Genomic DNA, 15310 nt, shown 5'->3' with positions numbered 1-15310 from the left:
AGAAATCATTTTTATTATTTTTATCATTAATGCATTACCGTAATTCGCACCAATTAATCTAATCTAAGCTCGCGTTCGAGTCAAAGAGAATGCGAAGAAAGGCTTGCTTTTGGCTGTTTTTTAGCCTTTGGCTCACTTAAAAGTTCTATTCTTGGCCTGTTTTCACTGAACGTTTCGGTAATATACTGCTGCATTTGAGTAAGGCTTAACTTATCAAGTGCCTCTAAAAGCTGTTGTTGCATATTAAATTCAGTATCGCGATTACCAATAGCTAACCATAGGCGCTGTGAACGTAAGCGTAAATTTTTATCTTTTTCAGCAATGTGTGTAACAAGACCTGCTTTGGTATCGAGCCATTGCTGCTCAGAAATGTTGTTTACTTGTGCCACATAATTATTAATAAATTGCTGGTGACGCTGAAGTATCTCATCAGCACTATGCATAGGTGACTGCACGTAAAAAGCAATACCAGCACGGGTATTAAAAGGAGCATAGCCCGCACCAACTAAGTAGCCGAGCTGTTGCTTGGTTCTTAACTCATTAAAATAATCTTGGTTTATTAAATGATTAAGTACCATCATTTGCACCTTTTCGGTAGTGTCATCCGTTTGTGCTTGATAGTACAGCACCATCGCATGATCGCTACAATTTAACGTGAAGCGCTGTTGATCTACTTCGGTTATATCGTTTAGCGGTCGCGTTAAATCAATAATTGTGGTGCTGTCAGCTAGGTGTTTAGTCACTTGCTTTTGGAACTTAAGCGCATCACTACGTTGCCAGTTACCATGTAAAAAAGACTCAACGTGCAAGGCTTTAAAAAACTCATTTCTAAAGCAATTAAATTGATGAAAACTGGTATCTTTTAAAGCTTGTGCTAAGGCATTAGGCTCTGGGTTCCATGGCATGATTTGCGCACCCAAAATACTAAATAGCTCACTAACAGGTTTGTTTTGATTGCTGTTTCGCCAGTGTCTAACGAGCTGCTTTTTATATTCAGCAAAGCGTTTTGCGCAGATTTCAACATTAAAGAGTGCTTCAAGTAACTCATTAACCAGCTCTAACTGACTCGATGAAAGACCCGCAGTATGTAGGGTTAAGCCACCTTGGTGAGAGGTTAAGTGATAACTAAGACCAGCCAATTCTGCTGGATAAAATTGCTCAGCAACACTGTCCATAAACAGGTCTGCAAATAAGCGGGTAAGGGCCATGTGTTTAACATCTTTAATTGCAAAGGTTGAGTCCATTGCTAAGTAAAAATGCCCTTTAGCTACTCTGAAAGTTGCGTCTTGTTTAAACCAAAAATCAAAGCCGTCTCGTGTGACTAAAAGCTCAGGTGATTTATTTGGCTCGTCTAATGGTAATAGTTCAACATCTTTTGTGAGGTATGGGTTAGCACTTGGTAAGCACATCTGTGGTAATGGCGTGTTTATTTCACTAAGCGCTTCTAACCAACTTGCTGAGATGTCTTCTACTTTATATGGTGTGTTGTACCAAGCTGTAGTGTGCTCAGGCTCAACACCTGGATGAATGAGTACCAAGCGCATGTTATCAGGTGTTAGCCATTGCATGGCAATTTCATGAGCGCAGCGGTTAAAGCCTTCCATTAAATAATCGCCTTGCACATAGTTGGCTTCATCGTAATGCTGCATATTAATGCTTAAGTTACTAACCCAATCAATTAAACGTGCTTTTTCTTGGTTATCAAAGGCAATTTGCAAGAGGTTCTTTTTGTCTTGATAAAGACGCGGCAATTTATCGCAGTTTTGGTTAATTAAGCAGATATACTCAAACACCATTTCAACGATATCTTCATAGTATTCAATACCTTCATCAGTTAACGCCATACTGATGTTAAAATCTTTGAAATTACTGCCATTAATGCCACCACCCGCTGAAAGGGCATTGATCCAGCCTTGCTCTTTTAAAATAGAGTACAGTGACCCTTTGCCTTCGTAGCCAAGTAAGTGGGCAATAAAACTAACGGTTTTGTGACGATAAAAGTCATCTATATTTGGCATCGCAAAGCTAATAATGAGCTTTTGCATATGTTTATGTGGCTCAATGTGTAACACCTTACCTAAGTCTTGTTTACGGTAAAGTGGCTGCTCTATGATCTCTTTACTTTTTGGCTGACCTTTAATTTCGCTAAATAACCGTTTTACCCAGGTGGTCATGGTCGCAATATCTTCATTGCTACATATCACCAGTGTCATCCACTGAGCCTGATAGTGGCTATCGAAAAAAGCACGTAGCTCATCACTGATACATCCCTCACGATCCGCGAGGGTTTGCTGGTTACCGACCGAAAACTTTGCAAAAGGGTGTGCTGGGTTAACCGTTTCTTTATGAGCCTGATAAATACGGCGGCCGTCATCTTTTATTTTTAGTTTAAATTCTGCGTCTATAGCATTACGTTCTTTAGTTGTCTCTTTAGGATTTAAGAGTGGGGCAATAAAAAAACGACTGAATTGTGCTAGTGCCTCAGCAAACTGTTGGTTATTAATATCAAAGAAGTAGCAAGTGTGCTCAGTGCCAGTCCAGGCATTGGTGTTGCCACCAGATTGCGATACAAAATTAGAAAATCCGCCCGATTCTGGGTACAGGTCAGTGCCTAAAAAAAGCATATGCTCTAAAAAGTGCGCGAGACCTTGCCTATCAAGGGGGTCATCGAAATGGCCTGCGTTAATAGCCATTGAAGCCGCTGATTTTGTTGACTCTAAGTCTTGCACTAAAAGTACTTTTAGACCATTGTCCAGTGTTAGGGGTTGATATGTTCTGTTATCATTGCGGCTGATATTCAAAAGATGCTCCTGAAAGAGTGCGTTAATGTCCTAACAACAGATGATATTTTCAGGAAAGCTAAAAAAGACAGAGCTACGAAAATCTACCTGAATATCATAAGCGGATGTTTAATGTATCTAGTGATGATATTCTAATATAGCGAACAATCAAGCAAACTGGCTACTGTTTTATATTCTTTAATCGGTTGATTTTTTATGAAAACAATCTTAATCATGCGCCATGGCGAAGCTACGCCAATGCAAGCAGATGATGCAGCAAGACAACTGACCGAGACCGGTCACCAAGAAGCCAGTCGAATGGGGCAGTGGTTAGCAACACACCATAAACCTGATGCTCTGTTGGTAAGTCCTTACATTCGCGCACAACAAACTGCTATGGATGCGACGCAACATATTTCGTTACAATTTAACGAAACTTGCAGTGATATTACCCCCGATGGTGTACCGCAAATTGCTGCTGATTACCTAGAAACCTTGATTGCTATGCATCCAGACTGCAATACCTGGTTGGTCGTTGCCCATATGCCAATTGTTAGCTACTTAGTTGATCAGTTAAGCCCTGGTCATATGCCAATCTTCAATACAGGGGCGGTTGCTGTTATCGAATATGATGAACACAAACAGCGCAGTCAGTACCTCAGTATTCACTCGCCAAATAACGTCGAAATCTAACAGTGGATTTGCTAAATTAGCGCCACTGTTAATTTTTTAAGTTCTTACTATGACAATCGAACGTTTACAAACCGGTGCGCGTATGAGCCGCATCGTTAAGCATAACGGCACAGTATACCTATGCGGCCAAGTTTGTGCTGATGCCGAAAAAGATATCACCGAACAAACTCAAACCATGCTAGATAAGGTCGAAGCGCTACTTATTGAAGCAGGTAGTAGCAAAGAGCACATGCTAAGTGCCACAATTTACCTGAAGAGCATGGAATACTTTGCAAAGATGAACGCTGTTTGGGATGCATGGGTGCCACAGAGTCATGCACCAGCTCGCGCTTGTGTTGAGGCAAAAATGGCGCGCGATGCATTATTAGTTGAGATTTCTGTCGTTGCAGCCGTTAAGTAACGAGCAGCGTATCGCGCAGATGATTGCTCGCTTTAATGAGCAATCAGGGCGCGAACTGATTGAACTGCCACATTGGCATTTTTGCGACAATGAGCAAGATGCCAATGACTGCGCATTGCTGGTTTTAAATGGCGTAAAACAAGCAACAACCCCTTCACTTTATTGGTTTAAAGCCAATAATGAAGCCCTTCCTGAAGTTGGTGATTTAGCCATTTTTACCAATTGGCAGGGACAGCCACTCGGCATAATTGAAACCGTCTCTGTAACTATTACCCCATATAATCAAATAAGCGCCGATTACGCCGCATTAGAAGGCGAGGGCGACAAGAGCCTTGAGTACTGGCAGCGTGTGCATTGGGATTATTATCAGCGAGAGCTCGCAGGTACAGGCTATCAATGTCATCCAGAGATGCCGTTGGTGTGTGAGCAGTTTAGGTTAGTTTACAAGGAGTCAGAATGAGCACGAGTCCAGTGGTTCTTATTACCGGAGGCGGCCGCGGTATAGGTGCAGCAACAGCAAAACTATTTGCTAAACATGGCTATGATGTGTGTATTAATTATAAGTCAGATCACGCAAGTGCAGAGCAGGTCGCTGATGAGATAAATGCGCTTGGCGTGAATGCCTATTTGTTACAAGCTGATATTGCCGATGAGCAGCAAGTACTCGCCATGTTCGCCAAATTAGATGCTCAGGTTTCGCGGTTAGATGTGTTAGTTAATAACGCAGCGATGATGATGCCGCAAATGCCGTTATTAGAGATGGATGCTAAGCGTATCAACGCTATTTTAAGTTGTAATGTTACAGGGGCATTTTTGTGCGCGCGAGAAGCAATAAAGCGTATGGACAAAGGCAGTATTGTCAATGTTTCATCGGGTGCATCGCGAACAGGCTCGCCAAATGAATATTTAGATTATGCTGCATCTAAAGGAGCGCTTGATACTTTCACGATTGGCCTTGCCAAAGAAGTCGCGAGTAAAGGTATTCGAGTTAATGCGGTAAGGCCAGGCCTTATTTATACCGATATGCACCGCGATGGCGGTGAGGCAAACCGAGTTGATAGGTTAAAATCTAAGTTGCCGCTAGGACGCGGTGGTGAAGCTGACGAGGTCGCTTCAGCAATTTACTTTTTGGCAAGTGAGCAAGCATCATTCACAACAGGCAGTTTTATAGACGTATCGGGTGGGCTTTAGTAAGCCTTGCTGGTGGTAACTGCGTTGAGGGGTTATTATTTCCTAATATAAACCATAAAAATAACCCAAGGTAGCCCATGGATTCACAAAAGAAATCGACTTTATTTCTGTTCGGCTTATTTATGTTCATTATGTTGGTGGGGCTGTTTGGTGTATCGCAAACAACACGCTGGAGTGAACCTTTAGCTAACAATATATATGCAATTGCGGGCCTGTTTGCTTTTAGTGGTGATTGGACACAAGAGCTTTATAAAACCAATCAAATGAACCCTTTCATTGAATTTGCTCGATTTGCAGCCCCCTTAACGACAGCATTAATTTTCTTTTATCTAATTTTTGATGGTGCAAAGCAGCTCATTGTATATTTACTGAGGCCTCGCTCTGACTTTCAGCTTGTTGTGGGTTTGGGAAATAAAGGTTCTGCCATTGCTCTATCTGCATTGGCTGCGAATAAATCAGTTATAGCAATCGAAAGTAACCCTGAAAATAGTCATATTGCCTTACTGAAACAAAAAGGTGCGATTGTGCATGTTGATGATATTAATCAATCAGTTGCTGATAAGCTTCACTTACAGCATGCTGAGGCGGTATTTTTCTGTTGTGGCGATGATAGCCATAACATTACTATTGCTCAGCAAGTACTTACTAACTTACCCAACTTGAAAGCGCCCGTTTTTGTACATCTGCATAGTCGGGTATTAGCGGATCAACTTAAACAACTCCCTCGATTTATTGAAAATACCAGCACCGAACTACGCTTTTGGCGTAAAAGCCAGTTACTAGCAGAGCAGCTTTTTGCCAAGCATTCGCCGTTACCACTGCTTAATTTTCAAGGAAAAGACCAAGTTCATTTGGTTATTTTTGGTAGTAATGACGCGGCGTTAGATTTAGCAAGAACTTATGCGAAAAGTGCTATCTACAGTAGTTTAAAGCCGGTAAAAATTACTTTAATCACTACCGAATTTAACGCAGAGTTGAGTGCAGAACTTACAGCTATTGACGCTGCCGCTGAGCTTAACGTTATTAATAAGCAAGTTCATGAGTTACTCGCAGATAATAAACTGCTGCTCGATATCATTTCTAATGCAACGCAAATTTATATTTTCGATACACAGCAATTAAATTGTTTCTCAATCGCTTTGACACTTCGCAATAAGATGCTAGTTGAATGCCTATTTATGGCACCCATTTACTACGCAACTAGCTACACCGAATTTAGTGAACAACAACAATCTAAAACAAGGCAAATACCTGATAACTTGGTGGCTTTTAATGATAACAGTAAAAATATCAATATTAGCGCAGTGACTCAGCCTCGTGGCTCAGTGTTAGCTAAGCGAGCTCACGAACAAAGCTATCAAGCAAATCAAGATAATGTTACTTCATGGCAAGACCTACCTTATAGTTTAAAGGAAGCCAATAGAGCTTTTGCGCTGAGTTGGCGTGAAAAACTGGCGATGGTAAATGCACGTTTTAGCAGCCACTCAAACAGCATTGAATTATCAGATAACGAGCTCAATATGATGTCGTCGATGGAACATGCTCGCTGGTGCGCTGAGCGTAAAATTGATGGCTGGCAGTTTTCTAGTACTCGCTCAAATATTGCAAAACGACATACACTGATAAAACCTTGGCATGATTTAACACAACAACAGCAGCAAGGTAATAGTGATTTTTTTGCCGCAGCTGTTAACGATTTACTGTTACTGGCAAAAGATACAACGCAACCTTTTGGCATTGAAAAAGTGGTCACCGTGGCAGTCACAGGCCATCGCTTCACAAACCTTGAAAGCCAGCAACATGACACTTTGGTTCGAGATATTGATCAGCAGTTAGATGCGCTTAAGCAGGCTCATCCAAATTGTCATTTTCAGTTTGTTTCTGGTCTTGCTGAAGGAGCTGATAGATTAGTGATAGAGCGAGCGCTAACCCGTTTAGACGCTAGTTTTATTGCTCTACTGCCTATGGCTTACGAACTGTATAAATTGGATTTTAGTAAACAAGATAGTGAGTTTGAACAGTTGCTCGCCAAAGCACAGTGGTTTGCAGAAATCCCCCCTGTTTATCGAAGTTTAGCCGAGATGGAAGATACAGCTAATGAGTCTCGTGCTTTGCAATATGCCTCTTTAGCAGCGCACTTGGTTGCTATGGCCGACGAGCTGATAGCTGTTTGGGATTCTCAACCTAGCAGAGGAATTGGCGGTACAGCTGATGTTGTAAACTGGTGGCAGCATGGTGTGCCTGAACAGTTTAAGCGCCATTACCCGTTTACTAGTAAGGGACTTAAAGCTGAAGTGCGTATTGTAGACTTTAAGAGAGATTAGCTAATGAGTGAGAAGTTAGTTAAGCATCAATACTTGGCGTTTATTTCATATCGTCACGCTGATAATAAGCAAACTGGACGGCAGTGGGCAACCTGGTTGCATCAAGCAATCGAAACCTATGAAATCCCAAAAGATTTAGTGGGTCAAAAAAACGCCCGTGGCGAGTTGATCCCTGAGCGTATTTTCCCCATTTTTCGCGATGAAGAAGAGCTCCCAGCCGATGCTGATCTTGGCAATGCAATTACACGTGCACTAGATAATACTCAACTGCTTATTGTGTTATGTTCACCTAACGCAGTGGCATCTACTTATGTTGCAGATGAAATCGATTACTTCAAAAAGTTAGGCCGAAGCGATCAAATTATTGCCGCGATGATCGACGGGGAACCAAATGCAAGCTGGGATAAAACAAAGCAATCGCAAGGGGTTGCGCCAGAGGATGAATGTTTTCCAAAGCCCTTACAATATGCTTACGACGCACAGGGCAACCCAACAACACAATTAGCTGAGCCTCTAGCGGCTGATTTTCGGGTTAATCATGATGGCAAGCTTGAACAAGGCTGGACCTCAATTGAAGCATATAAACAGTATTTAAAATCGCGCACTGAATTTTCAAGCCAAGATTTAGCTCGATATGTTGAGCAATACCAAGCTCAACAAAAATTGATGCTGTTAAAAATTATCGCAGGCATTTTAGGTGTGCCACTTGGGGCATTAACTAAGCGCGACCAAGCTTATCAATTAGAACTTGCTAAGCAAAAGGCAAAGCGTTTGCGCCAATGGTTAAGCGCCGTCGCTATGCTGGCTGTTATTGCAGTGGTAGCGGGTGTTTTTGCTTATATTAAACAGCAACAAGCCATTAAAAATGAACAGCTTGCGCAACAGCAAACTAAAATAGCAACTGAGCAGCGTGATGCTTCATTGTTAAATCAAAGTCGCTTTTTGCTTGATAGGGCCCGTCAAGCTAACGATGATGGAGAGCATGATACTGCGTTGCTATTAGGCCTCAATGCACTACCCGGTTTATATGGCGGAGAGCGTCCAATGCCCGGTGGAATAGGGCAATTGCGTCGGGCGATTTATGCCAATAACAAACACTTTTATTATCAAGCACAAGAAAAAATTGAACAGTACCAATATGTTGAAAATGAACAGCTGTTTGTACTTTCAAATGGCAAAGTTAAGCGTTTATCAATAACAGACAGTGACGAAGATAAACTGCTTAAAACTGAACAGTTTGTTCAAGGCTTTAGTCTGAGCCGTGATAACAAACAACTTGCTATAGCGACTCGAGAGGGCGAAGTCAGTGTTTGGGATAGTGATACCTTAACCAAACAACAAAGCACCGAAATTAAAGCCGAGATAAAAAACCTAGTATTTAGTCCTGATAACAAAACCGTTTATATGAGCAGTCATTTTGACCGGCTCATTGCTTGGGATGTCACTAATAATGCGCTTTTATACGATGTTAAACATTCTCAACAATACGGCTTGGCAGACATTCAAATTAGCCCAAATGGTCACTATATTTTAACGACTCCTGAGCTCGTGGGGCCACTTAAACTCTTCAACGCTCAAAATGGAAATGAAATACGCTCATTGGATTTAGCTTATGACTTTACAGCTAAAAATAGCTTAGCTCGACAAACAGGCTTTACCAATGATAGCCAAGGCTTAGTTATTTACGATCTAAATGGTACCCGTGTTGAAGCAGTTGAAAGTGGCGAGCAACAAGGAGTTACTCCGCATATTCATACCTTGATGAGTAAAAATGGAGAATACGTTTATGCAATGGCCACTGTTAACCAAGTGCAATCGACAACCGAAAATGCTGATTTTATTCGTAGTTTAGAAAAGGCACCGACACTTTGGAATATCAAAACAAATCAAGGTAGTCAGCTTAGCCATTTTTCAAATGTTGAAGATGGCGCATTTACACCAGACGGTAAGCTTTTGATCACATTAGCGTATAAAAATGTGCGAGTGTGGGATGTCGCAACTGGTATTGAAGTTAATAACTTTAAAATTAATCAGCGCACAAAGCTTGTTTTAACAAATAGTGAGTTGGTTAACGCCTCGAGTGATGACAAAAGTATTTCAATTTGGTCATTACTGAAAAATAGCCCTAGCATAGCACTTAGCGAAAAAATTAATTTATGGGGCGCTGAATTTAGCACTGACGGGCACACTCTAACAGCACAGAGCCTTGATAATAAAAACCAGCTTTATATATTTAATAGCTTGAGTGGTGAGCTTGTTCGACGCATAGATTTGTGTGAACGACATCGTGTTAATATCGCCGATGTAGCCAATGCAAAACGCTTTATAAGTGTGGAATGTGGTTATGGCAATCACCAAATATTTGATCTAGTAAAGAACAGCTTAATTGAGTTTGGTGACAAATATGATTCGTCTTCGGTGGTGTTATTAAATGAAGCACAGCATTTTGTTTTATTTATTGAAGATTCTTGGAACAAAAAAGCGCTTTACTTAGTTGACTTGATGAGCGAACAAAGCATCGCCGAAATCCCCCTTAGTGAAGATACCATAATGACCGAGCCTAGGCTGAGTGCTGATGGGCGTTATTTATTGCTAGGTAATAATAAAAAAGGGGTGATGCTTTATGATTTACAAGCGAAAAAGCCGCAGTTTAATACAACTAAAATAGCCCGAGTTCTTGATGCCTACTTTGTGTCACAAGCAAACCGTTTGGTAATAAAAGCAGCCAAGCGTAAAGTGGGTATCTTGGATTTGCAAACCGGTGAGGTTTTAAAACAACTGACCTTCCAGTCTGATATTGCAGACCTACTTGTTAAGGGGAGTGAGCTGGTTATTGGATTAAAAGACAAAGCTGTTGTGGTTGTTGACACTGTTAGCTTGCAAGAACTTTATCGATTTAACACCACTGAAGAAGCTGGGGATTTAAGCTTATCAGCATCAGCAGAATATTTAATAATTAATCAAGGCAAGCCTAGTATTTATCATCTTGACACGGGTCAGCTGTTTTATCAGGTTGATGATTATCAACAGCAAAAAATAGCGTTTGATGAACATGCTGACCGCTTAATTATATTAGCTAATCAAGGCAAGTTGTTTAGCTTACCCGCATTGAGTCGTGAAATTAATGATGCTGCGAAAAATGCATTGCCAAAAAGACGCAACTGCTTAACGCAAAAACAGCGTGAAGATAACTTTATTTCGCCATTAAATGTTCAGCAAAAACAAGTGCGAGGATGTTTAAAGTAAAATACTTAACCAGATGCTAAAGCTCACCACACTCAATACTGTTGAAAGCACGACGCTACTTGCCAGTGTCGCTTGGTGTTGCTTAATTTGATTGGCGATTAGATAAGCGTTGACCCCTAAAGGAGAGGCGCTTAAAAGTACTAACACGTTCAGTAATGATTGCTCTAGATTGAATACGCTGCCTGCAAAAAAGTAGACCCCGCACGGTAATACAACTAGCTTGATGATGGTTGCGATGATTGAGGCTTGTAAGTTGTCGGCCACTTTATAAAACGCAAGGTTCGCCCCTAATACAAACAACGCACAGGCAATGGCAGGTTTGGCAAGTAGACTCAGGCCATTTGCTAAATTATCAAAAAGTGTAAAGCCAAGTAAGTTAACAGCCAAGCCGCTACTGATGCTTAACACGACTGGATTCAGCAGCATGTTTTTAGCAAATGCTCGCCAAGAGAATGTTTGCTGCGACTTAGCACTGAGCAAAAAGGTAAGGGTAAACAAAAGTGCGCTATGAAAAGTGATGATCATAAACACAATGCCGACCATCTGTTGCCCAAGTGCAGCAATAATTATAGGTAAACCTACCAGTACCGTATTTGAGTAACTACTGCCAAGGGCAAAGACAGCATGACGTGACGGCGCAGACTGCTTGCTAATAAGGTAGCGGTCAAGAACATAGCCAAGTGCGTAAATGGCCAATACCGGGATGTAAAAGCTCAAAAACCCCGCAATGGACACACTATTTTGTAAATCGGCTTGGGCCATATTTAAAAATAGAAAAGCAGGCACACTGATATAAAAAGTAAACTTACTTAAACCTGCTATATGCTCTTTCGATAAAAACTTGCTTCGTGAGCTGATGTAACCACTTAACACGATAAAAATCAGTGGAAAGATAATCGAAAAAATATGCACTTTAGGCCTTATGATAAGAAGACGTTATCGTCTGAACTCATCACTTTGTGGAAGATTAATTAAAATAAGTACTGCACCTTTACCACCAAATTCAAGAGGCGCTTGGTGCATAGCAATCACATCAGGGTGTTGAACTAAATATTGCGGTACCTTGTGTTTAAGTATGCGCTCACCAATGCCATGCACAACACAAGCGCAATAGTAATGCTGTTTTTTACACTCATGAATTAAACCTGCCAACTCATCTTTGGCTAATTCTTTATTTAAGCCATGTAAATCAAGGGTTAAATCTGGTGGGTAATCTCCACGGCGAAGTTGTTTTGCTAAAAAGCTATCGTGACCTGGTTTGACATAACTTACGGTGCCATGAGTGTCGATGTCTGGTACATATTCATCAGAAAAGAAAAATTCTGCCTGATGTTGCTTTTTTTGCTGGGAAAATTGCTTCGCTTGTGACACTTTAGGCTTATTGGTGAATCGAATAGTGTCTTGTTTAAATGCTTTGGCACCACTGATACTCTGACGAAATAAGTCAATATCGTCAGTGCTAATGTGGTTGTTGGCGTGGGGATCTTTTTTCATGGCGGCAGTCTAAACAAAAAAACGCTAAAAATCGAGTAAAAACCAACTGAAAAGACGGTACAATACGCGTCAGAACAGACTTTGAAAGTTAAGGAACATACATGAACCATTTCCAGATAGAAGACGCAATTTTAGACGAGGCAATTGCAGAACTTTCAACGTTGCATGATTGGTTACGTTGGACAACCAGTCAATTTGCCAGCAGTGGTATTTTCTTTGGGCACGGCACAGATAATGCGTGGGATGAAGCAGTTAGCTTACTATTACCTGTATTAAGTTTGCCAATAGATGCGCCAAAAGAGTTAATGCATGCGCGTTTAACCAGCACCGAGAAAAACCGTTTAGCTGAACTAATTGCAGAGCGTATTAATGATTGTACGCCAGTACCGTACCTGACCAACACAGCGTGGTTTGCAGGTATGCCGTTTTATGTTGATGAGCGCGTGTTAATTCCACGTTCGCCATTTGCTGAGCTAATTAACAACCGCTTTGCACCTTGGTTAGAAGAGCCAAGCTCAGTAACGCGTATTCTTGATTTATGTACCGGCTCTGCATGTATTGCTATTGCACTTGCACAAGCATTTGAAGATGCACAGGTTGATGCGGTTGATATTTCATATGAAGCGCTCGAAGTTGCTGATATTAATATTAGCGATTACATGCTAAATGACCGTGTACTGCCAATTCAGTCAGATGTGTTTAGTGGTGTTCCAGGTCAAAAATATGACCTAATAGTAGCTAACCCACCGTATGTTGACGCTGAAGATATGGCTGATTTACCGCGTGAATTCCATCACGAGCCAGAGCTTGGTTTAGCATCGGGTCATGATGGTCTTGATGTTACTCGCACCATCTTAGCTGAAGCCGCAGAGCATCTAACTGATAACGGTTTGTTATTTGTCGAAGTTGGTAACTCTATGGTACATATGGAAGAGCTGTACCCAGGCGCACCATTTGAGTGGGTTGAATTTGAACAAGGTGGCCTTGGTGTGTTTGTGATCAGCAAACAGCAGCTTGTTAACTATTTCGAAGATTAACAGCAGATTTTAAAAGCCGAGCCTGAGGGCTCGGTCTCAGTAGTCATTAGGAATGAGGAAAATTAATGGCAGGTAATAGCATCGGGCAACTATTTAAAGTGTCCACCTTTGGTGAGAGCCACGGCGTTGCATTAGGCGGCGTTGTTGATGGCACACCAGCAGGTCTTGAAATTAGCGAGGCCGATTTACAAATAGATTTAGACCGTCGTAAGCCGGGGCAAAGTCGTTATACAACACAGCGCCGCGAAAGTGACGAAGTAAAAATTCTTTCAGGTGTGTTCGAAGGTAAAACCACTGGTACTAGCATTGGTTTACTGATTGAAAACACCGATCAACGTTCAAAAGATTACGGCAAAATTGCCGAGGTATTTCGCCCAGGTCATGGTGATTATACTTATTGGCATAAATACGGTATTCGTGATTACCGAGGTGGTGGTCGCTCTTCTGCCCGTGAAACGGCGATTCGTGTAGCCGCAGGTGCAATTGCAAAAAAATACTTAAAACAGTTTCATGGTATCGAAGTGCGTGCTTGTTTGAGCCAGCTTGGGCCAATTAAAGCTGAAGATTACAACTGGGATGAAGTGGAAACCAATGCATTTTTCTTCCCTGATCCGAGTAAATTAGACGCGCTTGATGAGTACATGCGCGACCTAAAAAAACAAGGTGATTCGGTAGGCGCTAAAGTTAAAGTGGTTGCTAAAAATGTGCCTGTAGGCTTAGGTGAGCCAGTATTTGATCGCCTTGATGCAGAGCTTGCACACTCATTGATGAGCATTAATGCAGTAAAAGGCGTTGAGATCGGTGATGGCTTTGATGTGGTTGAGCAAAAAGGCTCTGAGCACCGTGATGAGTTAACTCCTGATGGTTTTACATCAAATCACGCGGGTGGTGTACTTGCAGGTATCTCGACAGGGCAAGACATCATTGCCTCTATCGCACTTAAGCCAACCTCAAGCATTACCATTCCGGGTAACAGCATTAATACCAGCAACGAAGCGGTAGAGATGATCACCAAAGGACGTCATGACCCATGTGTAGGTATTCGTGCAATTCCTATTGCTGAGGCGATGATGGCGATTACCTTAATGGATCACTTATTGCGCCAACGTGGTCAAAACCCACATGTAAGCCACGAACATGGACCAATCAAAGGTTCGATTTAAGCGCGACTTTAAATAAAGTAAACGCAGTTAATGAGCGCGATGATTATCATCGCGCTTTTTTTATGTCTTAATCAAATCCACAAGCTGCTTAAGCTGCTCATGACTGAGTGGGTTGTGGGCATGATTACCGTAAAGCAGCACGATATCAATAACAGGCAGTACCGGAAGTGAGATACCGCAGATCTCTTCCACACCTGATTGCATGCTTATTCGCGCCATACTGCCAATTGCCAGTCCTTGTTTGATCAAGCCATGTAATGCTCCCGCTGAGCCACAACAGGCAATAATATTAAAACGACGCTCGGCTTTTAATAGACCCTCAATGCTGGCTTGATGAAATTTACAGTCTCGTTGAAACAAGGCGATAGGAAGCGGGGTTGACTCGTTAATCTTAAAAGCGGGGCTTTTCACCCATACGCCTTGGCTTGATTGCAATAAGTAGCCTTCTTCGCTGTCTGGCGAGCGAGTGGCAATCACCAAATCGAGCATACCTTGGTCTAGTTTGGCTCTAAGCTCAGTACTAGGGGCGCAGCTTATTTGTAAATCCAGTGCATTAAACTGTTGGTGTAAAGCATCAACAAGCTCTGGTAGTAAAGAGTGGGCATAGTCATCAGGACAACCAATGCGCACACGTAAATTGCCAGTGCCTGCTTTTAATTGCTTAAAGGCTTCATCATGAAGCGCTATCAATTGCTTTGCATAGCTTGCTAGCTGGTGGCCTTGATGGCTTAGCACCAACTGACGGCCTTGCTTTTCAAATAGCGGACTTGCGAGGTCTTGTTCAAGCTTTTTCATTTGCATACTTACCGCAGATTGGGTTCTGCAAATTTGTGCTGCAGCGCGGGTGAAGCTGCCTGTATCAACAAAGGCACAAAAAGTTCTGAGGGCATCAATATCCATAATGTATCAGCTTTTCTTATAGGTGGCATAAAAACAATTGGCGAGTAATTACCCAATTGCTGTTTTATAGTGAGCTTAATCT

General features: G+C 41.8%; 12 protein-coding genes. 8 read left to right on the top strand and 4 right to left on the bottom strand.

Going from position 1 to position 15310, the window contains the following annotated elements:
* Window positions 1-80: 80 nt before the first annotated feature.
* Window positions 81-2801, bottom strand: coding sequence for an insulinase family protein (locus AADY36_RS11805; RefSeq protein WP_055198001.1), 2721 nt, complete (start codon window positions 2799-2801; stop codon window positions 81-83).
* Window positions 2802-2996: 195 nt separating this feature from the next.
* On the opposite strand from AADY36_RS11805, the gene sixA reads away from it, so the two are divergent.
* The 6 genes from sixA to AADY36_RS11775 all read left to right on the top strand — a co-directional run bounded on the left by sixA (window position 2997) and on the right by AADY36_RS11775 (window position 10634).
* On the top strand, window positions 2997-3473 hold the full coding sequence (gene sixA, locus AADY36_RS11800) for a phosphohistidine phosphatase SixA (protein WP_055020730.1): 477 nt from the start codon (window positions 2997-2999) through the stop codon (window positions 3471-3473).
* 49 nt (window positions 3474-3522) lie between these two features.
* Entirely contained in the window at window positions 3523-3873 is a 351-nt protein-coding gene (locus AADY36_RS11795) for a RidA family protein (protein ID WP_055020731.1), read from the top strand.
* On the top strand, window positions 3857-4333 hold the full coding sequence (locus tag AADY36_RS11790) for an ASCH domain-containing protein (protein ID WP_054562121.1): 477 nt from the start codon (window positions 3857-3859) through the stop codon (window positions 4331-4333). The genes AADY36_RS11795 and AADY36_RS11790 overlap by 17 nt, the downstream gene beginning before the upstream one ends.
* Entirely contained in the window at window positions 4330-5064 is a 735-nt protein-coding gene (locus AADY36_RS11785; RefSeq protein ID WP_054562120.1) for an SDR family oxidoreductase, read from the top strand. Before AADY36_RS11790 ends, AADY36_RS11785 begins: the two co-directional genes overlap by 4 nt.
* 77 nt (window positions 5065-5141) lie before the next feature.
* Window positions 5142-7388, top strand: coding sequence for an NAD-binding protein (locus tag AADY36_RS11780; protein WP_342409014.1), 2247 nt, complete (start codon window positions 5142-5144; stop codon window positions 7386-7388).
* A gap of 3 nt (window positions 7389-7391) precedes the next feature.
* Window positions 7392-10634: a toll/interleukin-1 receptor domain-containing protein gene (locus AADY36_RS11775; RefSeq protein ID WP_342409013.1), complete on the top strand. Its 3243-nt coding sequence runs from the start codon at window positions 7392-7394 to the stop codon at window positions 10632-10634.
* On the opposite strand, the gene AADY36_RS11770 is transcribed toward AADY36_RS11775, so the two are convergent.
* Window positions 10626-11546: an AEC family transporter gene (locus AADY36_RS11770; protein ID WP_055020736.1), complete on the bottom strand. Its 921-nt coding sequence runs from the start codon at window positions 11544-11546 to the stop codon at window positions 10626-10628. The genes AADY36_RS11775 and AADY36_RS11770 overlap by 9 nt on opposite strands.
* A 24-nt stretch (window positions 11547-11570) precedes the next feature.
* A complete protein-coding gene (gene smrB / locus AADY36_RS11765) occupies window positions 11571-12128 on the bottom strand; it encodes an endonuclease SmrB (RefSeq protein ID WP_054562116.1) in 558 nt (185 codons plus the stop codon).
* 101 nt (window positions 12129-12229) lie between these two features.
* Between smrB and prmB the strand changes: the two genes are divergently transcribed.
* Together prmB and aroC are read left to right on the top strand one after the other, a co-directional pair.
* Window positions 12230-13165, top strand: coding sequence for a 50S ribosomal protein L3 N(5)-glutamine methyltransferase (gene prmB / locus AADY36_RS11760; protein ID WP_342409012.1), 936 nt, complete (start codon window positions 12230-12232; stop codon window positions 13163-13165).
* A gap of 65 nt (window positions 13166-13230) precedes the next feature.
* On the top strand, window positions 13231-14328 hold the full coding sequence (gene aroC / locus AADY36_RS11755; RefSeq protein WP_287199646.1) for a chorismate synthase: 1098 nt from the start codon (window positions 13231-13233) through the stop codon (window positions 14326-14328).
* 60 nt (window positions 14329-14388) lie between these two features.
* On the opposite strand, the gene AADY36_RS11750 is transcribed toward aroC, so the two are convergent.
* Window positions 14389-15228: a LysR family transcriptional regulator gene (locus AADY36_RS11750; protein WP_342409011.1), complete on the bottom strand. Its 840-nt coding sequence runs from the start codon at window positions 15226-15228 to the stop codon at window positions 14389-14391.
* Window positions 15229-15310 lie beyond the last annotated feature (82 nt).

It is taken from the genome of Pseudoalteromonas sp. D15MCD-2, assembly GCF_038562745.1.
GTDB lineage: Bacteria > Pseudomonadota > Gammaproteobacteria > Enterobacterales > Alteromonadaceae > Pseudoalteromonas.
This window is presented reverse-complemented; position numbering and strand designations above follow the sequence as displayed.